General features: G+C 38.8%; 21 protein-coding genes and 1 tRNA gene. 4 read left to right on the top strand and 18 right to left on the bottom strand.

Features of this window, described 5'->3' with window-relative positions; genetic code table 11:
• Positions 1–7 precede the first annotated feature (7 nt).
• From HMPREF0766_RS07475 to pyrE, 8 genes are all read right to left on the bottom strand, one after another.
• Positions 8–439, bottom strand: coding sequence for a hypothetical protein (locus HMPREF0766_RS07475; RefSeq protein ID WP_002995200.1), 432 nt, complete (start codon positions 437–439; stop codon positions 8–10).
• Positions 436–756 (bottom strand): hypothetical protein, encoded by a 321-nt coding sequence (locus HMPREF0766_RS07480; RefSeq protein ID WP_002995203.1) that lies wholly within the window; start codon positions 754–756, stop codon positions 436–438. The genes HMPREF0766_RS07475 and HMPREF0766_RS07480 overlap by 4 nt, the downstream gene beginning before the upstream one ends.
• Positions 757–833: 77 nt before the next feature.
• Complete coding sequence (locus HMPREF0766_RS07485; RefSeq protein ID WP_002995205.1) at positions 834–1,070, bottom strand: hypothetical protein; 237 nt, start codon at positions 1,068–1,070, stop codon at positions 834–836.
• A 7-nt stretch (positions 1,071–1,077) separates the two neighbouring features.
• A complete protein-coding gene (locus HMPREF0766_RS07490) occupies positions 1,078–4,122 on the bottom strand; it encodes an RHS repeat-associated core domain-containing protein (protein ID WP_002995207.1) in 3,045 nt (1,014 codons plus the stop codon).
• Positions 4,083–4,493, bottom strand: a complete 411-nt coding sequence (locus HMPREF0766_RS22520) for a hypothetical protein (RefSeq protein WP_002995209.1) — start codon at positions 4,491–4,493, stop codon at positions 4,083–4,085. Before HMPREF0766_RS22520 ends, HMPREF0766_RS07490 begins: the two co-directional genes overlap by 40 nt.
• Before the next feature lie 8 nt (positions 4,494–4,501).
• Positions 4,502–7,912 (bottom strand): hypothetical protein, encoded by a 3,411-nt coding sequence (locus tag HMPREF0766_RS07500; protein WP_037459707.1) that lies wholly within the window; start codon positions 7,910–7,912, stop codon positions 4,502–4,504.
• A 392-nt stretch (positions 7,913–8,304) separates the two neighbouring features.
• Positions 8,305–8,703 (bottom strand): SRPBCC family protein, encoded by a 399-nt coding sequence (locus tag HMPREF0766_RS07505; protein WP_002995213.1) that lies wholly within the window; start codon positions 8,701–8,703, stop codon positions 8,305–8,307.
• A gap of 18 nt (positions 8,704–8,721) precedes the next feature.
• Positions 8,722–9,369 carry an orotate phosphoribosyltransferase gene (pyrE, locus tag HMPREF0766_RS07510; protein WP_002995214.1) on the bottom strand — a complete coding sequence of 216 codons (648 nt, stop codon included), beginning with the start codon at positions 9,367–9,369 and terminating at the stop codon, positions 8,722–8,724.
• A 22-nt stretch (positions 9,370–9,391) separates the two neighbouring features.
• Between pyrE and HMPREF0766_RS07515 the strand changes: the two genes are divergently transcribed.
• The gene (locus tag HMPREF0766_RS07515) at positions 9,392–9,979 is read left to right on the top strand and encodes an NUDIX hydrolase (protein WP_236590506.1); all 588 of its coding nucleotides are present in this window, start codon (positions 9,392–9,394) and stop codon (positions 9,977–9,979) included.
• An 86-nt stretch (positions 9,980–10,065) separates the two neighbouring features.
• On the opposite strand, the gene HMPREF0766_RS07520 is transcribed toward HMPREF0766_RS07515, so the two are convergent.
• The 6 genes from HMPREF0766_RS07520 to HMPREF0766_RS07550 form a co-directional block, all read right to left on the bottom strand.
• Positions 10,066–10,527 (bottom strand): hypothetical protein, encoded by a 462-nt coding sequence (locus HMPREF0766_RS07520; RefSeq protein WP_002995218.1) that lies wholly within the window; start codon positions 10,525–10,527, stop codon positions 10,066–10,068.
• 172 nt (positions 10,528–10,699) lie between these two features.
• Positions 10,700–11,131: a hypothetical protein gene (locus tag HMPREF0766_RS07525; RefSeq protein ID WP_236590505.1), complete on the bottom strand. Its 432-nt coding sequence runs from the start codon at positions 11,129–11,131 to the stop codon at positions 10,700–10,702.
• A gap of 249 nt (positions 11,132–11,380) precedes the next feature.
• Positions 11,381–12,646: an RNA polymerase sigma factor gene (locus HMPREF0766_RS07535; protein ID WP_002995227.1), complete on the bottom strand. Its 1,266-nt coding sequence runs from the start codon at positions 12,644–12,646 to the stop codon at positions 11,381–11,383.
• Between the two features lie 26 nt (positions 12,647–12,672).
• Positions 12,673–12,978, bottom strand: coding sequence for a hypothetical protein (locus HMPREF0766_RS07540; protein ID WP_002995230.1), 306 nt, complete (start codon positions 12,976–12,978; stop codon positions 12,673–12,675).
• A gap of 21 nt (positions 12,979–12,999) precedes the next feature.
• On the bottom strand, positions 13,000–13,341 hold the full coding sequence (locus tag HMPREF0766_RS07545) for a YciI family protein (protein ID WP_002995232.1): 342 nt from the start codon (positions 13,339–13,341) through the stop codon (positions 13,000–13,002).
• A 209-nt stretch (positions 13,342–13,550) separates the two neighbouring features.
• Positions 13,551–14,150, bottom strand: coding sequence for an NAD(P)H-dependent oxidoreductase (locus HMPREF0766_RS07550; RefSeq protein WP_002995235.1), 600 nt, complete (start codon positions 14,148–14,150; stop codon positions 13,551–13,553).
• A gap of 144 nt (positions 14,151–14,294) precedes the next feature.
• Between HMPREF0766_RS07550 and HMPREF0766_RS07555 the strand changes: the two genes are divergently transcribed.
• Both HMPREF0766_RS07555 and HMPREF0766_RS07560 read left to right on the top strand, forming a co-directional pair.
• A complete protein-coding gene (locus HMPREF0766_RS07555) occupies positions 14,295–14,597 on the top strand; it encodes a winged helix-turn-helix transcriptional regulator (RefSeq protein WP_002995238.1) in 303 nt (100 codons plus the stop codon).
• 268 nt (positions 14,598–14,865) lie between these two features.
• The gene (locus HMPREF0766_RS07560) at positions 14,866–17,670 is read left to right on the top strand and encodes a bifunctional aconitate hydratase 2/2-methylisocitrate dehydratase (RefSeq protein ID WP_002995241.1); all 2,805 of its coding nucleotides are present in this window, start codon (positions 14,866–14,868) and stop codon (positions 17,668–17,670) included.
• Between the two features lie 541 nt (positions 17,671–18,211).
• Here HMPREF0766_RS07560 and HMPREF0766_RS07565 read toward each other — a convergent pair.
• The 3 genes from HMPREF0766_RS07565 to HMPREF0766_RS07575 all read right to left on the bottom strand — a co-directional run bounded on the left by HMPREF0766_RS07565 (position 18,212) and on the right by HMPREF0766_RS07575 (position 19,427).
• Positions 18,212–18,766 (bottom strand): dihydrofolate reductase family protein, encoded by a 555-nt coding sequence (locus HMPREF0766_RS07565; protein WP_002995246.1) that lies wholly within the window; start codon positions 18,764–18,766, stop codon positions 18,212–18,214.
• A 97-nt stretch (positions 18,767–18,863) separates the two neighbouring features.
• Positions 18,864–18,943, bottom strand: a tRNA-Leu gene (locus tag HMPREF0766_RS07570).
• A 109-nt stretch (positions 18,944–19,052) separates the two neighbouring features.
• The gene (locus HMPREF0766_RS07575) at positions 19,053–19,427 is read right to left on the bottom strand and encodes a winged helix-turn-helix transcriptional regulator (protein WP_037460009.1); all 375 of its coding nucleotides are present in this window, start codon (positions 19,425–19,427) and stop codon (positions 19,053–19,055) included.
• A gap of 93 nt (positions 19,428–19,520) precedes the next feature.
• Here HMPREF0766_RS07575 and HMPREF0766_RS07580 point away from each other — a divergent pair, with 93 nt between their 5' ends.
• Positions 19,521–20,057, top strand: coding sequence for an NAD(P)H-dependent oxidoreductase (locus HMPREF0766_RS07580; protein WP_002995250.1), 537 nt, complete (start codon positions 19,521–19,523; stop codon positions 20,055–20,057).
• Here the strand turns inward: HMPREF0766_RS07580 and HMPREF0766_RS07585 are convergent.
• Positions 20,054–20,509, bottom strand: coding sequence for a VOC family protein (locus tag HMPREF0766_RS07585; RefSeq protein WP_002995251.1), 456 nt, complete (start codon positions 20,507–20,509; stop codon positions 20,054–20,056). The two genes, HMPREF0766_RS07580 and HMPREF0766_RS07585, sit on opposite strands and share 4 nt — an antisense overlap.
• Positions 20,510–20,513 lie beyond the last annotated feature (4 nt).

The following is a 20,513-nucleotide window of genomic DNA, read 5'->3' on the forward strand; positions in this document are numbered from 1 at the left end:
GTTTGTTTTAATCGAATCTATCTGTTTTAAACGGATTGAATGCATCTGGTATTTCATTAGAAATATTAGAATAAATATCCCAAAAATCAGAGGAATACATCTCAGTATCAAAATAAAGAGAATCATTTAGATAAATTTGAGTTCTGGTATAGCTTTTTGCTCTTTCAATTTTCTTTTCTTTGAGTTCTTCAAGTTTTTTAAAAAAAATGCTACTGTTTTTTATATAAAACTTCACACTATCTGTCGTAGACTCGGCAAAAAAACTATCTTCATCTATAGAGTTTCCTCTTCCAGTTTTAGCCTGAGCATACCCTGATTCATCAAATGATAATTCAATATAATCAAAACCAATTCTATAAATTACACGAGCTTTCTTTGTAGAGTGATCCGATAAACAACCAGATATACATAACAATAAAAGTATATATATATATTTCATCTTTTAACTTGATAAGATTTTAAATAATTTGCTTTAGGCCGCAAACCTTGCTCGAACCTTAAAGTATTCTCTGATGGATATCTATATCTCGGATAAACTTTAGATTGTGCTCCCCCACGAAAAACAGTAGCTTCCTCAGGATCGACTTTTTCTATGCGAACCACTCCTTTATCATCGGTATAAACAATAGATTGATTGTTTTTATCCCCAGGTACAGCTTCGCCATTCATTTGTCTTAAAGAATGTAAAAATTCATGATTCATTAATTCATTAGTATTATTTACTGATTCTTCATTTATCCTACCATTATCAGACAATTATTACTTTGTACACCTTGTAATCTTTGATATATAATTACCAAGGTTCTAATAATGATATTGAAATTCACAAAAAACTAATTGTCAACACGATAAATAACCTGATCTTTATCAAAGCCGTCATAAAACACATGTAACCTACCACAATTTGAACAATGTGCCACAATTATCATCTTACTGTAAAGGTCTTCTGCATTTACCTCTTCATCAAAATATTTCTCAAAAGAAACATCTGAAATCATTAGATATTGATTAGCGCTAGGAATTTCGCTTAGATTTATTATGTAGTCACAAACACATCTTATTTTTGGCATAAAAAAATTATTTTGGCATTATTATTATATTTTTAATATTAGTAGCTCCACTACCCTGAACTCTCTGCAAAATATTGTTTAATTGTGTTCCCACAACGTTTGTTTTTGAAAGATCTATAATAACCCCCACCGTTTGAGAGTTTTTACTTGCTACCGCAGATACAATCGCATTTACACTATTAGTTACTGGCGTATAAACATCGTAATTTACACCATTTACAACTAAGTCAGACGTTTTACCTCCAGCTCTTGTGCCAACGGCATTTCTTAGAAAAACTCTATATCCTTGATCTTTAAGATAATTTGCAGCGTTAATCTCACTTTGAGAAAATTTACCGCCAGCTTCAATAACTAGACTACCTGTATTATTTCCAAAATTTATCCACCCTCCTCTAAGACCTTGTACAGTTCGCAATGATTTTTCACCTCCAAAACCAGCAAATAATGTACGAATTCCTAATAACGCTTTATTGAACTCTAATAATGTTTCATTTTGCCATTGTATAGATTCCTGTTTTTGCTTTTCAAATTCCTCTGATGAGAGTTTCTTTTGCGGGGGATCCTGTTGGTTTTTCTTTTTCCCTCCTTTATCCTGATCATCTCTCTGCATTTGTTGCATGAACTCAGCAATATCATTGGGATCATTAGTAGACCAGCCTCCTGCTGTTGCAACCCACATACCATTAGGGTCTAACTTTCCTATCGGATCATTAAGCGCATAATTGTATGCTGAATAGGGATAGTATTTCTCAGCCATCGGATCCGCTACATTCCATCTTCCAATCACAGGGTCGTAGAACCTGGCTCCGTAGTCTAACTGGCCACCTAATTCCTCCTGTTTCTCTTTTCCATTATAAAGATACTTATTATTTCCATATACAGGACCCGGGGATTTCTGTAAGCCAAACGGATAGTAATCATCTCTTTGCAGTACCTCTACTGCATTTGTATTCGGATTCCGGTAGATGGTGGCTCTGACATTACCCAGATGATCTGTCAGGTTGTATCGGTAGCTGTATGTGCCGTTTGCATTCCGGTAGGCTACGCCTTCTGCGGTATGGATCAGTTCAATTACTCCGTTCTGGTATTCTATTCCGCCTGCATAATCCCGCTGTCCTGTGGTGCTGGCTGTTTTTCGAAGTTTATTACCCCCTGCATCATACAGGTAGGTAATCGTGTTCCCTGCTCCTGTCACCTGCTGTGGTAGATTCAGGTGATTGTAGCTCAGATTCATACCCATACGGTCGGTCTTTGCATTGCCGTTTTCATCATAGCTGTAGCTGCCATTGATAACACCGGATACGGTATGCAGTCTGTTGCCGGTATAGCTGTAGCTGATCCCGGATCCGTCACGGGTCAGATGGGTGATATTACCCATATCATCGTAGTTCAGGATTTCGGACATGCCGGATGTGGGACTGTTTCCGTTTGTCAACCGGTTCAGTTTGTCATAACTGTACACAAAGTGTTGGTTGAGGCTTGTCGTCGGACCCCATTGTTGTTCGGAGATATTACCGTTCCATTGTGCTGCTGCTCCTTTGACCGGATCCTGATAACTGAGTTGCTGGCTGAAGTGGGGTGAGGTCGTGCTTGTCATCCAGCCCCGCTCATTGTACCGATAGTCTGTCGTATTCACCGGGTTATTCCCCTGCTGGTCTGCGCCTACTGTCTTTGTTTTGAGCTGACCGATTTCATTGTAACTATTGGTCAATAAAGTGACTTCCGGTTGACTGTTGATCTGTTGCCTGCTGTTGACCAGACGGCCGACATGGTCGTATTCATTGGTGGTGGTGATAGTGGTGGTTTGTCCGTTAACGGTATGTCTGCGGGTGCTGCTTTCCAGTTCTCCCGTGAAGCTGTAACTGTTGTCGGTGATATCTGTACCGCCGATATGGTTCTGACTCTTACTCTGGATTATTCTGCCATAGTCGTCATAATAGTGGGTGGTCAGCAGCATAGTACCTGTGCCCAGTGTGGTGGTTTTGGTGCCGGTCAGTAAGGTCTTGACCCGTGCTCCGGAAGCCTGATTTCCTGTCGGAGCGCCAAAGCTGTTCTCCGGAAAGTCATACCGGTCGTAGTAGTTGATCGTATGGTAATACGCAATATTCGTCGGAAAGACAGCATTGGTATACCCCTGGTCTGTGGTTGCAGGGTTTTCCCAGAGCCGGCCTATTGTCTGGCCATTGCTGTTGATCTGGGCAGTCAGCGCAACTGCACTCTCTGTACTGGTATAGATACCGGTCATAATCACCCGGCCGAATGCATCGTATTTGCTGAACAGCCATTCTCCGGCTGCTCTGCGGTTGGCATCACGGCTCAGTACTACCTGGTCATTGTTATTATACACCAGTTCTTCTTTTCCTTTGCCGGGGATCTTTTTCTCTGTTAACCGTCTGCGTCCGTCATATTTATAGCCATAGATGTATGCATCGTAGCTGGGGTCTGCAGGATCTTCACTGAATGTGTTAACAGTTACTGCAGGGGGGATCACATAGCGAAGGTCGCCGAAGTCATCGTAGACATAATGGGTCTCCAGTTTTTTGCTCTCTGTTTCCCAGACACGTTTCAGGACTACTCTTCCATCAAAGTCTTTGTATTCTTCTACGGTGCCGCTTTTGCCACTGCTCCAGTTCTCATCCTTGATGGTGGTTTTGTACAGCCTGCCCGGTTGGTAATAAGTGGCTGTAGCGCCGTTTTCGGATGCATTGAGCTGCCAGAGTTTCACATCATTAGTTTCATTGGTGCCATAGTCTGTGCGGACGGTATGGCCTGAGTTCAGCTGCCAGGATTCGCCGGGTGAGCCCTGAGCCTGTACCCGGTTCAGCGGACTGTTCTCAAACCGGGTCTCTGCATAGGGATAGCCTGTTTTCTTTACGGCTGCATCCCAGCCCACAGTGGGACTGTAGTAATTCATCACATCCACTCCGGCTGTGGGTTTATAGCTGCCATCCATACTCCCCGAAGTGGCATAGGGAAGATATTTTTTGCTCTCCCTGCCAAAGCCGTCATACTCTACATGCTGTACAATGTCTTTGTGGGTAGGGGAAGCCATGACCTGTATACTTTGCAGGGCCGGCCCAGGCCGTCAAAGTACTGGATGCTCTGGTTTTCTTCTTCTACGGTGCGGGACTGGGATAGGTTGGCGAGTGTCACTCCTGCCTTGCGAAAGGTGCGTGTCAGGATGTAGTTCTGGTTTCCACTCGGCTGGGTTTGTAAAACGGGATGTGTCTGCAGGCTGCTGCTGGTGTAGATCCGAACTGTACTGCCTGAAGGGATATGGAAGCCCGGTTTCAGCGTAACACTGCCCTGAGCTTTGATCTGACTCTGGCCGCTGTAGCTGGTCAGGATCAGATCTGTATTTTGTGCACTAACCGTTGATAAGGTTAATAGGGTTAATATCGTGGATATAAGAGGTCTTTTCATAATCGGACTTATTGGGGGCGGTAATGGTAATGGTAGCTTTGTCTGAGCTGCTGAAACTGATCCAGGACATGTTGCAACCGTTGCAGACCATCGTATTTGTAATACTCAGTCTGCCCTTTGGCATCGGTCTTGCTTGTCATGCCATCCAAAAATTTAAATGAAAAAGTGGAAACTGTGGCTTTTGTTCCCATTAATGGAGATAAGAAATTTCTCACCTCAACATCGGTTGGTATTTTATTTCCAAAATTCCAAATCGCTGTGTTTCCAAGAGCGGAAGATAGTTGTGTATAATTCAGGTTTTCCACCTTTGCTATCGGATAATAATTTTTATAAGAGAACAAATACGAAATATCTTTATTCTCTCTTTGTTTTATATAAAGTGCATTTCCATACTGATCAAAATTTATTACTTCTACATCATTTACCTCGGGAGAAGAGGCTCCTGATTGAGAGACCACCTTACTAATGGCGTATACTCCTGAAAACGGTCTGTTGTACTCGAATCTTGATTTGAAAACCTGAGTGCCATTTACTTTTCTGATCGTCTCTACTATAGGATAATATCCGGAATATGCCATCAAAGCATAAACTCCGCCAGGATCTCTATCTGTTGAAACCATTTGCGAAGGATATGTATATTCTTCCAAAACAGCCTTACCATTACTTCCCAGATTATATTTTGAGATTAATTGTCTGTCTGTGGTTGAATAGGTATAAGTTGTATTATTCTTTAAGGAATCAATTCCTGGAGTGTTTATGAAATAATTATGCTCACTTACACTTGTCAATTTTTTAAAATTACTGTATAAGGCTCCTCGTTTTAAATAATATCTACTCAAAGCTTCCTCAGAATAGGTGTTGTATGCGGAAGGATAGACTTTGGTGGAGGTAAACTGATAATACACTGAAGAAGTATTTGTGTAGTTATACTCTGTTTTTCGTTGAATAAAGGAGATCCCGTTTTTTAGATTTCCTACATATTGCTTAATAAGTTCTCCTGAATTCCATGCACTGTTGTCCGGACGAAGACTACTATATGGCACCCTAAGATCCTGGTTACTAATTAAGTCAGCCATACTTTCACTATCATTAGCGCTGACATCAAACTCTTTTAAAGTAATAATTGTATCCTGTCCCACAGACTCTATTTCTGAAATAAATCTGTATATATAAGGTAAGCCTTTAAAGACATTTTTAGAAATGACAGGGGAATCATTGAGTATATGACTATACCAGTAATTTGCCCCATATCCAAATGCCCAATGGTCTGGAGCAGTTGCTACACCTGACAGGAAATCTTTGTAGTCCACATATGAAATGGCAGATCTTTTATTGTTCAGCAAAAAAGTGTTATCAGTTCGGAAATCAGCAGTATGATAGAGGTATGAAATCTTGCGGATATTGCCGACTCCATCGTTCAAAAATTGTTCTTTAACCCGATTTCCGACAAATGATGTATCGACAAGCCGGGTTGTGGTATCAGATATATAATTCATTGATAAGCTCAATTTTGTACCTTTACCATACATTTTCACCAGCAATGTATAGTCTTTATCCGATTCAAAGATCAAAGATTGCTTTGTTCCGAGATGTGTACGGGTGCTATAGTAAGAATAACCTAATGGTATATCCTGCCATTCTGTACCGTTTGTCCAGCCATTAATACCGTCACCTACTAACTTAATCTGCGCAAAATATTCTTCCGGAGAACGATTCATTGGTCCCATCTCCTCATCATAGCTGCATGAAACGGTTAAATGTACTTTACCTGAAATCGGCACATACATATCAAACAAGTTACCTTCAAAAGCATTCTCACTGTTTGTAAACCAATCATTCCAGTAAGATCTATTTTCATTCTTTTTCAGCAACTTAATCACATTTGGTTCATAAATTATGCTGTCATTACCACCCGTTGGATATTGAATTTTATTCAATAGTCCTGTACTTGAAAGAGATGTCGGATGTCTGTTTGCAAATGGAACATGTTGCATATAATCATCCTTGTTCCAGGGAACCATAAGTTCATCCTTTGCTTCTTTTGGTACAAGTCCGGCATTATTTTTTCCATTATACAGTCCGTAGAAGTCCTTTTTAAAAGAAAATCTGGGAGGTAAATTTTCCTTGTTCAGATAGTGAAATTTGTAATGAATGGGATTCACGGTATTTCCGGAGATTGCAATATCTTCTAAAAAATATCTTACTTTTAAGCTATTGATTTCCCAAGGCTCATTTTGAATGTAACGAAGTACGTCTGCTTCATTGGTCTGATCAGATATAACTTTAGCATATTGTAAATCCAAAGTCTGCTTCAACTCTATTTGTTCAATATCACTTCCATTGTTTAATTTTGTAAAAACCTCGATTTTAGAAAGAAGTTTTTCATTAAATATATCCTCGCGATTCTGATAACTGAACATAATCTGAAATAAATCTCCTTCTACAGCAGTCAATACCTTTGTCGTGATTCTGTTTTTATTAAGACTGCTCGATTTTGTTCCGGAATCTACAACAGGTCCTTGGCTACAATCATATTTAATTTTATCAAATTCTTTGATTGTAGGAAACGTTCCGCACCATCTATCATAATTATTGTGATACTCATCAAACAACCAGCTTTCATTATATCCGATTATCTGCGAATATGTGATTGTACTGTAGAGAAAATTAATACTTCGGTTATTCTTGATCATACTATGAAGGAACCAGGCTGTTTCAATAGAGCTGTTACGATAGGGTTGGTACTCGCTGTCACCAAAAGTTGTCGTTTCCGCTTCCTGAAACCGGTAAACAACCCCCGAAGAATTGACTGTCACTAAAAACTTGAATGGCCCTCCGTTTCCTGCAACAATTTTTACGTCATTATTGATATCCAGAGGTATTATTTGTCCGTTTTTAACAAAAAATGAGCCGGACAATCCAAAAATATTATAACGATACACATCATACTCACCATCAACTCCGGGATTTTTATCTGCCATATTTTTTATTTGAGAAAAGGCATAAGGGAGGTTGGCTTGAGTAAAGGGCATTTCAGTATCACCGACTCTTGAATTTGCCTGTTCATCCGGGATGCTTCTTACTTCCCGTATTATACAGGCAGTCAGATTATCATTCCATCCCATACCGATCCGGCTACCCCAGTCGTCAACCTGTAGTCCAATACTGGAATAATTAAAGTTTAGATTATAGTTTAAATCACCTTTTCCAGCAGATAAAAGAGAGATTGACTTGGATATTCCTCCGGTAGCATTGCTGATATCTACCTTTCCGTAAGTTCCCAGATTAGCAGTAGTCGGTGCCGGCAACAATGTTTTTTCTAAAGTTGACCTATATTCGCTTTTAGAATTTTGAGCAACTGCATTGTTTACAAGAAAAAACAAAATTAATAGATTGAAGATTAATAATCTTTTTTTCATTTCAATAAGTTCGTTAATAATTGGTTTCCTGTTTCTATATAGCAAAAGGATAAAATATAGCATCAAGTCAAAGTAACACAAAACTACTTATGGTTTTGTTTATAAATCCGAAAATAATTAACAAATATAAATAAAAAAATAATCCAGTGTTAATATTTTGTTAAATTTATTTTCTCTGACTTCTGTTTACTTAATTCTTGCGGTTACTTAATACGTTTTAAGGATCTCTGGTTTATTCAGGTGATAGGATGCCAAGCTAAATCTTGGTCTTGTTGTATTTATAAAAATACAGCTGCTCTGACTAACATATTATCAGGCTGATAGGTAAATCTGTAAACAGAAAAAGGGAACCGTTCAGTTCCCTTTTCCTCTGTTATAAAATGTTATGATTATTATCCTAACAATTCTTTTAGTTTTGCTGTCTGATGATCTGCCAGTTTCTGAAGCGGGCCCGAAGCCAGCATCTTCATCATCATATTCAGATCTGCCTCTATTACAAAGTTAGCTTTTGTTTCGGTTTCTGATATAGATATCAGTCTCCAGCGAAGCGTCAGATCAAACGGAGCTTTTTCACTGGGTACAGCTACTATTTCCTCATTGGGAGTCCGCAGATCTATTTTCAAAGCCAGCTTAGCCATGTTTTGGATAGTAAATCTCGCTTCGTCTGCTGTAGATGACCAATTGTAAATATTTTCAGGCATCAGTCCTTCATGATTATTGAAGTCTGCCAAAAACAGATATACTTCAGCTATTGACTTATTGATTTCTGTATTACTTTGAATAATGGTCATGTTTTATAAAATTTAACGTTATACCGCTGCTTCCCATGTAGACGGGCTTATGCGCCATTGTCTCAGGATATCAACATCTTCTTCCATAATGTAGTTACGTTCTGCTGCTACCTGAATTAAGGCATCATAATCACACAGGCTGAAAAAAGCACATTTGGCTTCTGCGAAATTCTGTACAGCTTCATCAAACCCATAGCTGAATATAGAAACAAGACCTACTACATTACAACCCGCTTCACGCAGGGCTTTTACGGCCTGAAGACTGCTTTTTCCTGTAGATACCAGATCCTCTACTACCACCACGCGCTGTCCGCTCACTACTTCGCCTTCAATAAGATTCTGGCGGCCGTGATCTTTTGCACTGCTACGAACATAAGTAAATGGTAACCCCAAATCCTGAGCTACTAATACACCCTGAGGAATACCTGCAGTGGCTACTCCTGAAATCATATCGACACTTCCAAACTCTTCCTGAATGAGTTTAGAAAGTTTTTGTCTGATGTAAGTACGGATAGCCGGATAAGACAATGTAATACGATTATCACAATAAATCGGTGATCTCCATCCCGAAGCCCATGTAAAAGGACTTTTAGGTTGCAATTTAATTGCTTTAATTTGCAGTAAGGATTCAGCAACTTTTTGTTCAACCTCATTTAAATTATTCATGCAGCAAATTTATAAAATTTATATGAACCAATCTGTTTTAATTTTGACAGATTTCGTTCCAAAGAATATTGAAAACCCTCAAACAATTGGCATTCAAGAAATTGACCTGGAAAAACTTTTCATGCAGTCTTCGCAGAGTACCCAACCTATCACTTATCTGTATATCCATCCGGAATTTGAAGTTGTTTTTAAAAAAATATTGGATAAAGCAAAAATTATTAAAGCTGCCGGTGGATTGGTTGAAAATGGTGAAGGAGGCTATCTTTTTATTTTCCGATTAGGACACTGGGACCTACCCAAAGGAAAGGTTGAAGAATCCGAAAAAATGAAGGTTGCAGCTGTGCGCGAAGTGGAGGAAGAGACTGGTGTGAAGATCGATTATCTGGGTCCAAAACTTATTACAACTTATCATACTTATTACATGCGGGGTAAATTTGTGTTGAAAGCAACCAATTGGTATCGTATGGGAATTAATAAAGTTCCTAAGTTGATTCCTCAGCATGAAGAGGATATTACAGAAGCAGAATGGCTCACTCCTGCCCGATTGAAAAAAGTAAAGGAAAATACCTATCCGCTGATACTGGATGTAATCAAAAAAATCAGAAAATAAAGCAAAAAAACGGGCAGCCAATAAAGCTGCCCGTCTGTTAAACTAACTAAACTAAATTAAAATGTATCGGAATATGAACTTTAATATTATAATGAAGTTTTATCCTCGGCCGGAGCTGTTTTTTCAGCTTTTCTGCTTCCGCGTTCTCCATCCATTTTACGTTTGCCTTTCATACGTTCACCGCGTTGGGCACGTTTCTCTTTAAGGATATTTTGTTGCTCAGGTGTCAGTACTTTGTTGAGTTCTTCCTGATTTTGCTTCATTCCTTCCCGGAAAGCTTCCCGGCCGGCTTTATTGTCACTCATGACCTCTTTTTGTTTTTGAGCATTTTTTAACTGGATAGCATAGACTTGTTTCTTTTGTGCTTCTGTAAATTTCAGCTCCTTATCCAATCGCTCTGTCTGTAGTGTAGCCATTTCTTCCGGAGTTTTATTTATCATTTTTTCGCCCCGGTCTGTTCTTTTTACAGGTTTACTTTGAACTTCCTGAGCATAGGTAGCAAATGTCAATCCGGACATAAGACCTACCAATAATAGCATTTTTTTCATTTTCGATTTTTTTAGTAATCAATGAACTAATTTTATCTAATAGATCGAAAGAAACTCCTAAAGTTTAATGTGCCTGTGTTAAAAGATGTTAAGTATTGTCGTCGTGCGCAGAATTGAAAGAATAAAGCTAAGTTCCTTATTTTGAGTATGCGGGCCTGATAGCCTGCAAGGGCTATTTATCTGTTGAATTTAATTTATAGGGAGGGTTGGCGCGGAAGCCAATCACCAGTCCGGTTTCGGTGATATATTCTATTTCGACAATCTCTCCTTTCAGTTCTTTAGCATATCCGGGTAAATCCTTGTCCTGCTGGTAGCCAATACTCCCATAACTGTGATAAATCAGGAATTCATTAACAGGATCAGTTCCGGCAGTATCTGCTTCTTCCCTGAGCCTGATGTATACGGATGTGTATTTTAATTTATAGCCTGTACTTTCTATACGGACATCTTCTACAATTTGTTTTCGGATTGTTTTGCGGGTTCCGGCAACAGAAGGATGCTTCATCGCTACAAGTGAGACAATTGTATAGACTGTTAACACAGCAATACAGACCATTAAGCCAATTAAGATTTTTCCGAATATCCAGGTTGCTATGATAGCCATGCCGCACATTTGTACAGGAACGATCCAAAAATTGAAGGAGGATTTCTTTTTTAATCGCCTGAGTTCATTTTCTGAAAGTGAAACTATTTGCTGCATGTTTCTATAGCTTTTGCCAAAAATAGATAAAATAGTAGTCTTGAGTCTTCCCTGTTTCCGGGGATTTTGAACAATTTTTGAACGTTGGATTTAGTCAAAAATTGCTGTAACATGTATTTAAAGCATTGTTTATTAAAATTATGTACAACTCTGTTATTTCCCTGCATTGATTTTTGCGAATTTCAGGCGTTCAATTTCCTTTTTTAATGTGTGTTTTTCAGTTGACGACCTGCTCAATCTGATGGCTTGTTCATAGTGTGCCAGTGATCTGTCTATATCTGTATGAGCATACAGATAGCCCATCAGAGCCTGATAGGAAGTATTTTTGATCAAATTTAGTTTTTCAGCTTCCAAAATTGCTTTTTCTTTTCCATGGACATTAGCAAAAGCAAAGACTCTGTTTAATGCTGTTATCGGGGAGTCTTCAATTATAATAAGCTGATCAAACAGTTGTAATATATTTATCCATTTACTATGGTCTGTGGATGTGGTATACCAATAAGCAATCCCGGCTTCCAGATGATATTTTGTCGGAGATTTGGCGGACTGCGTTGTCGCATTTACCAGATAATAGTTTCCGCGTTGTATCAGCGATTGATCCCATAGAGTTCTGTCCTGCCCGTCAAAAAGTATGGTTTCTCCGTTTATATCCATTCTTGCTTGCAGTCTTGAACTCTGAAAACACATCAAGGCCATCAGTGCACTAGTTTCTGAGGTATTTGTGATCGGGTTTTCCGTTAGAAATAAGGTTAGTCGTATGGCTTCTGAACAGAGGTTAATTCTGATTTGCTGCTTGTTGGCTTTCGAAAAATATCCCTCATTAAACAACAGATACAAAGTTTTCAGAACAACCTCCAGCCTTGATTTAATTTGTCCTTCGCTTATGGATTTAATCTGAAAACTGGTATTCCGAAGTTTTGTTCTTGCACGTAGCAGGCGTTTTTTTATCGTTTCTGTATTTTTTAAAAATGCATCGGCTATCTCTTCTATACTGAATCCACAAAGAATTTGCAGAGCGAGACAAATCTGGCTCTCCCGGGAATTGGCTGGGTTACAAACTGCAAAAATCATTGCCAGCTGACTGTCAGCAATCAACTGATCGTTGTATTCAAATTCCTTCTCCTTATCAATGTGCTCAGGTTTTATTTCCTGTTTGATTTGTGTTTCGAAGATGGCTGTGCGTTTCACATAATCTTTTGTTTTATTCTTTGCTACTGTATAGAGCCATGCTACAGGATTTTCAGGTATACCGTTAATAGCCCAGTACTCCGATGCCTTCAGAAAAGTATCATTGGCTATATCTTCTGCGATTTCTATAGCATGTAAACCAAAATGACGGCACAATACGGCCGTCATTTTAGCGTATTCCTGTCGGAATAAATGGGGTAAAAGGTCTTTATGTGCTTTTTCTCCTGACAATCTTCCTGCTTTTTCTTACTTAATAATTATACTATATCTTTTGAATTTCCAATAAGATTTAAAAATTCAATCTGAGGTCCGGAATCCAGGTTTTTGTCCCGTTGTTCCTGAAAATACACAAAACTTGCTGTATTCAGCAATTGCTGCTGAATATCCTTATTTTGGTATTGAGAGAGATGGACAAATGTTTTGTCATCCTCTTTTTGAAATACAGCATAAGAAAATTGTGTATTATCCAATTTTTTAAAGTCAGCGAGGAAATCTTGTATCCTTTCTTTATTGGCGTTTACATATTTGTCATGTACTGTATAGGTTACTTTTACTACAATCATAAAAAATTTATTATCGGAGTACTAGCTTCTTTTTAGAACTTCTCTAACTTCAATACTTCCGCCTATTTTAAATACCGGATTGCTTTTTGCCATTGCAACAGCCTCATCAATGCTATCTGCTTTTACTACAATGTAGCCACTGATAAACTCCTTAATCTCTGTATAAGGCCCGTCTGTGACTACATTGTCAGGTTTTACTGTTTTAGCACTCCCGGTTGAAGGTAATAGTGTATTTCCTTTGTCTACCAATTTGTTTTGTGCAGCTATGCCTGCTAACCAGTTCATCCTTTCCTGCATTTGTTCAGGAGAGGGTTGAAAATCAGAAATGTCTTTTAGTCTGAAGATTAATGCAAATTCTTTCATTTTTTTATAATTTATTGTTTGACTTAATGACGATTGATTTTTTGAAATGGGGACATTTTTCAAAACAAAATAGTGATTACTGATTTTACAGCCAAACTATTTCATGTTAAAAGTTGCTATATGTAATAAAATATTTATTATCATCCCGTAGCTGAAAGAATTAATGACGTTAAAGATTCCAATTTAAATCTGGTTAAATACGCAAATGATTATACAGAGTGAATAATTTGTTCTGAGGTTAAACGGAATTTGGGATTAAGTGACGGCTGATTACTGTCTGCAGGATTTCTGTAACCGATCGCAACAGCAAAGAGTGTCTTATATCCTTCCCATTTCAGAATTTTGTCGTATTCTTCATTTTGAATTCCCTCCATTGGAGTGCTGTCAATTTCCAGACTTGCACAGGCAGAAAGAAAAAATCCGAGAGAAAGATAGACCTGGTGCTGTAGCCAGCTTTTGATTTCCCCCTCTCCTTTTGGTTTTAAAAACCGATTGTAATAGTTTACTGAACCTTCAGGAAGATGTTCGTTAATTTGTCTTTCAAAGGCATCAGTATCATCAATAGCACTAAAGACGATCAGATGACTGGCCTGATTAATTTTTTCTGCATTCCAGTAAGAGGCTGCAGCTAATTCACTTTTTACCTTTTCATCTGAAACAAAAGCAAACTTCCACGGCTGGCTGTTGATGGAAGAAGGGCTAAGCCGTATAATGTCTTTCAATGTTTCGATTTTTTCGTCTGAAATCTTTTTAGCAGTAACATAGCTTTTAGTAGTGTATCTGCTTTCTGCAAGTTTTAAAAAAGTCATATTGTTTACATTTAAATTTATACTATACTTTTTACTGTTGCAAAACTAAGTATAGTGTATTACCTTTGCAATAACGGTCAAAAAAGACAGTAACAGATGTATTATATAGACGATAAAAAATATCCCTGCAGTACTAGCCTGACAATGAAGTACATAGGTGGAAAATGGAAAGCAGTAATCCTTATTCATTTAATCGAAAAAAAACGATATAGTGAACTTAGAAAGGAATGTAAGTTGATCACAGAAAGAACTTTAAGTCTTCAATTAAAGGAATTGGAGGAAGATGGTTTGATCACACGAACTGTCCATACAAGCAAGCCTCCTCTCAAAGTAGATTATGAGCTGACAGAATTTGGCAGAACACTTATTCCTGTTCTCAAAGCAGTTGCAAAGTGGGGATATGATACTGCGGCAACTAATAAGCGTATAAAAGTTTTACAGGATTAAAGTGAAGAATTGTCAGCTTTAACGGGTTGATGTGTTTTTTGATGTAAAGAGAATAACAGTTGCTGTTTCTGTAATGCGGCTTGCGCTATACAATAGAAACGGCTAATAATAAATGAGAAGCTGTTCTTGAGTAGTGCTTACAATTTCTTTGTTTATCAGGAAAGCAGGAAGCAAATTTGTAGACATACAATTCACTACTTTTTGGATAAATTGATTAAATTTGTGAGTTTAGACAACTTAAGACCCCTTCTAATACTAAAATTAATTTATGAGCAGATATAATGAATATCTAAAGCAAATTGCAGAGAGAGAAACCCAGGGACTTCACCCTTTACCGATTGATGGTGCTGAATTGATGAGCGAGGTAATCGCACAGATCAAAGATACAGGTCATGAGCATCGTGAAGATTCATTGAATTTCTTTATTTATAATGCCTTACCCGGAACGACAAGTGCTGCCCGTGTAAAGGCTCAGTTTTTAAAGGAAATCATTCTGGGAGCTTCTCAGGTAAAAGAAATTTCACCAGAATTTGCTTTTGAGCAATTATCACATATGAAGGGCGGTCCTTCTATTGAGGTCTTGCTGGATCTTGCATTAGGTGAAGACCAGGCTATTGCAAAAAGTGCTGCAGAAGTACTTAAAACGCAGGTTTTTCTTTATGAAGCGGATACAGAACGTCTGGAGAAAGCGTTTGAAAGTGGTAACCCGATTGCCAAAGATATTCTTGAAAGTTATGCTAAAGCAGAATTTTACACTAAGCTGCCGGATATACCTGAAGAAATTTCATTAGTGACTTTCGTTGCGGGTATAGGTGATATTTCCACAGATTTACTATCACCGGGAAGTGATGCGCACTCCCGTTCAGACCGTGAACTTCATGGCCAGTGTATGTTTGAGCACAACAAAGAGCAGCAAAAAGAGTTGCAGGCGCTTAAAGAAAAACATCCGGATAAAAGAATAATGCTGGTTGCTGAAAAAGGTACTATGGGTGTAGGTTCTTCCAGAATGTCGGGTGTCAATAACGTGGCGCTCTGGATTGGTAAACCTGCAAGTCCGTTTATTCCATTTGTCAATATTGCGCCTGTTGTGGCAGGAACAAACGGCATTTCTCCGATATTTTTGACTACTGTTGGTGTTACCGGTGGTATTGGTCTGGATCTTCAAAACTGGGTGAAAAAGTTTGATGAAAACGGTAAGCTGGTTGTTGATGCAGAGGGACAGCCTGTCCTTGAACAAACATATTCTGTCGATACGGGCACTGTTCTTACCGTCAATACAAAAACCAAAAAACTGTATAAAGACGGAAAGGAAATAATGGATGTGGCTTCAGCATTTACTCCTCAAAAGATCGAATTCATGAAAGCCGGAGGATCTTATTCTATTGAGTTTGGTAAAAAATTACAGACTTTTGCCGCTAAAACTTTAGGAATCGTTGCTCCGACTGTATTTGCTCCTTCCAAAGAAATTTCACATCCAGGTCAGGGTCTTACTGCAGTAGAAAAGATATTTAACAGAAATGCTGTCGGAACCTCCGGTGCTATTTTACATGCCGGTTCTTATGTTCGTGCAAAAGTAAATATTGTCGGTTCTCAGGATACAACCGGATTGATGACTGCTCAGGAACTGGAATCAATGGCTGCAACGGTGATTTCGCCTGTAGTAGATGCCGGTTATCAGTCAGGTTGTCATACGGCATCTGTCTGGGATAGTAAGTCTCAGCAAAATATTCCGAGACTGATGAGTTTTATGAATGACTTTGGTCTTATTACTGCCAGAGATCCTAAAGGTGTATATCATGCAATGACCGATGTTATTCACAAGGTTCTTAACGATATCACTGTAGATGACTGGGCTATCATTATAGGTGGTGACTCACATACCCGTATGTCTAAAGGTGTTGCATTCGGCGCTGACTCTGGTACAGTAGCGCTTGCATTAGCCACAGGTGAGGCTTCTATGCCTATTCCTGAATCGGTAAAAGTGACTTTCAAAGGTAAAATGAATGATCATCTGGATTTTCGTGATGTAGTGCATGCTACTCAGTTACAAATGCTGAAAGAATTTAACGGAGAAAATGTATTTCAGGGAAGAGTGATAGAAGTACATATCGGTACGCTCCTTTCTGATCAGGCATTTACTTTTACAGACTGGACGGCAGAAATGAAAGCCAAGGCTTCCATCTGTATCTCTCAGCCAGATACCCTTATTGAATCATTGGAGATCGCAAAAGACAGGATCAGAATCATGATTGAAAAAGGTATGGATAATGAGAAACAAGTACTTAAAGGTCTGATTGATAAAGCCAATAAGAGAATTGATGAGATCAGATCGGGCGAAAAACCGCCGTTAACACCTGATGAAAATGCAAAATACTTCGCAGAATTTGTAGTTGATCTGGACATTATAGATGAGCCTATGATTGCAGACCCTGACGTAAATAATGCAGATGCATCCAAACGCTATACACATGATACCATTCGTTCACTTTCTTATTATGGTGGAGAGAAACACGTAGACCTTGGTTTCGTTGGTTCATGTATGGTTCATAAAGGAGATATTAAGATTGTTTCGAAGATGTTGAAAAACCTGGAGGAACAATATGGAAAAGTAGAATTCCATGCTCCATTAGTGGTAGCTGCGCCAACATATAATATCATTGATGAGCTCAAAGAAGAGGGTGACTGGGATGTATTACAAAGATATTCGGGTTTTGAATTTGATGATGCTGCCCCTAAAAGTACTGCCCGTACATCATATGACAATATCCTGTACCTGGAACGTCCCGGCTGTAACCTGTGTATGGGTAATCAGGAAAAGGCTGAACAGGGTGACACTGTAATGGCAACATCTACACGTCTGTTTCAGGGACGTGTCGTTAAAGATTCTGACCGTAAAAAAGGAGAATCATTACTGGCATCTACTCCGGTAGTTGTTCTGTCTGCTATTTTTGGAAGAACTCCTACTATTGAAGAGTATAAAGCTGCTGTAAAAGGGATTAAGCTAACGCAGTTTTCGCCTCCTATTAAAAAAATGACTACAGATGCTCCTGCCGCTCATCAGATTTCTTTTTAGATTTCGTGAGTATCCGGCAATAAGGTAGACGAAATACGTTTTGGGTGCGTACGGTCTTAATTGGAAGATTATCTCACAACTGCTATTTATATAAATGGTGTTGATCTCAGGGTGATAATGGAAAAAATTGAGGCTATACAGCTTATTAAATATGCTTGCGCACCCAAAACGATTTTTATGAAGTTATTCTTTCGATAATAAGAATCATTTCCTGTGTAAGACTTTAGGTGACTATATTTATTCCGGCGAAAGGTATACCCTTTACGATTACAGGTACTCCGGTATTCCCGAAGATCATAGTCTGACATGCAAGATGTCAATCGTCAAAAGAGGTGATCTGGTATGGTTTTAAAAGCTTTTCTAAAATTATTCCATTTGACCTAATCTCAAGTTTAGATTTTGTATTGACCACTACTTCTCCAAACAATACCGTAAAAAGTATACATTCATAAATAATCCCGCTTTCCATATTTTAAATCCTTTTCAATAGCCGGATACTGGTTGTTGTATCATGGATATTTAAGCATTAATGCAGGTTATTTCAAGCCTTTTCGTATCTCAGTGCTATACATCCGGAAGGGAGTGTTTTTGTTGCGGTCAGATTTAACCCTAAATTTTCAGGCAAGTGCATTTCAGTAAACAAACGCCGGCCTTCGCCGACTATGACCGGGTGAACGAGTATATGAAACTCATCGACCAGGCCCAGTTCTATCAATCTTGCCGGCAGTTCAATGCCTCCGGTGGAGATGGATTTGCCGGGTTGCTGTTTCAGCTTCAGGATTTCTTCCTGCAGATTATCCTTAATAAGAGTGGTGTACTCATCATCTATTTGGTTAATCGTTCTGGAGACCAGAAGGCGTTTAATAGAAGCAAAAGTGCTGGCAAATGCATTTGCACTTTTATTCATGGACTGAGCATGTGCAACCTGAGGCCAAAAAGGAACCATCAGTTCATACGTCTTTCGACCGTAAATAATCAGATCAACATCTAGCATTAATTCCCTGAAGTAATCATGGATATCATCACCACCACTAAATTTAGTGTGATCGCAGCAGCCGTCCAAACTCACGTTTATCCCATAGATAAGTTTTCTCATGAGATTAAATTTATGGAATATTACGAAGTCTGCAAAAATTCCGGAAAACAAAAAACCGTAAGTCTAATAGATAGAACTTACGGTTTTCTTACTTCAGTACCCAGAGCCGGGATCGAACCGGCACGGTTTCCCACTAGTGTTTGAGACTAGCGCGTCTACCAATTCCGCCATCTGGGCGTTTTTTTACTGGCCTCCGTTGTTTGGAGTGATGCAAAGGTAGATATTCTCCTGATATTTGCAAAATAAAAATAACTAATAATGCTAAATACACTGATTATGAAGCTAATTAATTTTCACTTTTATCCTGCTTGTTTTGCTGGTGCCGTCTCCCCCATGCTTCTAATTGCTTTATGATAGGAAGCAGCTCTATCCCGATCCCTGTAAGTTCATATTCTACCCGGGGGGGTACTTCAGCATAGACAGTTCTTTTGACCAGTTCGTTTTCTTCCATTTTGCGCAATTGCAAGGTTAGCATGCGCTCTGTAATGGCGGGCATGCGTTTTTTCAATTGTCCGAAACGGAGTTTTCCGTTTTCCAGATAGCAGCATATGGCAATGGTCCATTGTCCTCCGATAAGGTTCGCCGCATATATTTCCGGACATTCCTCTATCAAAGCTCTCTTATTTTCGTAATTAGTGGATGTTTCCTTTATTTTAGTCATACTTACATTTTTGTTAGTACCATACATTCAGATGCTAATATACCATTTTGCAGGTAGTCTGTGTAAGTTTGTGTTTTAATGAAATAAAATATTATGACTAAAACACTGATCATTGTTATCCATCCGGATTTAGGCAGTTCACGAATAAACAAACGATGGATGGAAGAACTAAAGAAATATCCGGAACACTATACTGTGCACGATCTGTATGGTACTTATCCCGATGAAAAGATCGACATCGCACGCGAACAAGCCCTGCTGTCCGGATATGATCGCATTATTTTTCAATTTTGCTTCTATTGGTTCAATTGTCCTCCCCTTTTCAAAAAATGGCTGGATGTCGTGCTGACTCATGGCTGGGCATATGGCCGGGATAGTAGTTACCAGTTGGCGGGCAAGAAGATCGCGCTCGCTATCACAGCAGGTATCGATGAGCCGGATTTCAGTGCTGACGGAAGATATAAATACAGCTTACAACAATTGACAACACCATTTGAAATTACTTTTCAATATATACACGCAGACTACCGTCCTCTTTTTGCTTTTTATGGTGCCGAACACCATGCTACGACCGAACGATTAGAACAAAGTGCGCTTGATTATATTGAATTTATCGATCAATTAACTTAGAAAGATAGCTCTTTTATAAATTCTATGACTTCTCCATTCGGGCTATATACCAGACCATTGTTTACTGTAACGCTCTTCTTTTCATTTTTAAGATTGATCTCCCAGACTTCTTTACTCAATGGTTTGGCTCCGTATGATATCGCTTGCTGCATGGCGTCAGCTACGTCTTTTACCATAAAACAGAGATGTAAGAGTGCATTCTCTACGTATTCTTCTTCCGGATATCTTTTGCGGCCCTGTGTCGGTATACTGGCATTCTGATCACATATTTCCAAATGGCAATCCAACCCTTTGTGATAGAGCATAACACACATTTCCAGTTGAAACTCAGGAAGAGACCAGTGATGTACCTCTTCAAATCCAAACTGCTGATAAAACGTAACGGTCTCCGTGATGTCCTGTGCTTTGATGCAGACATGGTGAAAGCGGATGATATTTTCTTTTAATTCCATATTT

It is taken from the genome of Sphingobacterium spiritivorum ATCC 33861, assembly GCF_000143765.1.
GTDB classification, from domain to species: Bacteria; Bacteroidota; Bacteroidia; order Sphingobacteriales; family Sphingobacteriaceae; genus Sphingobacterium; species Sphingobacterium spiritivorum.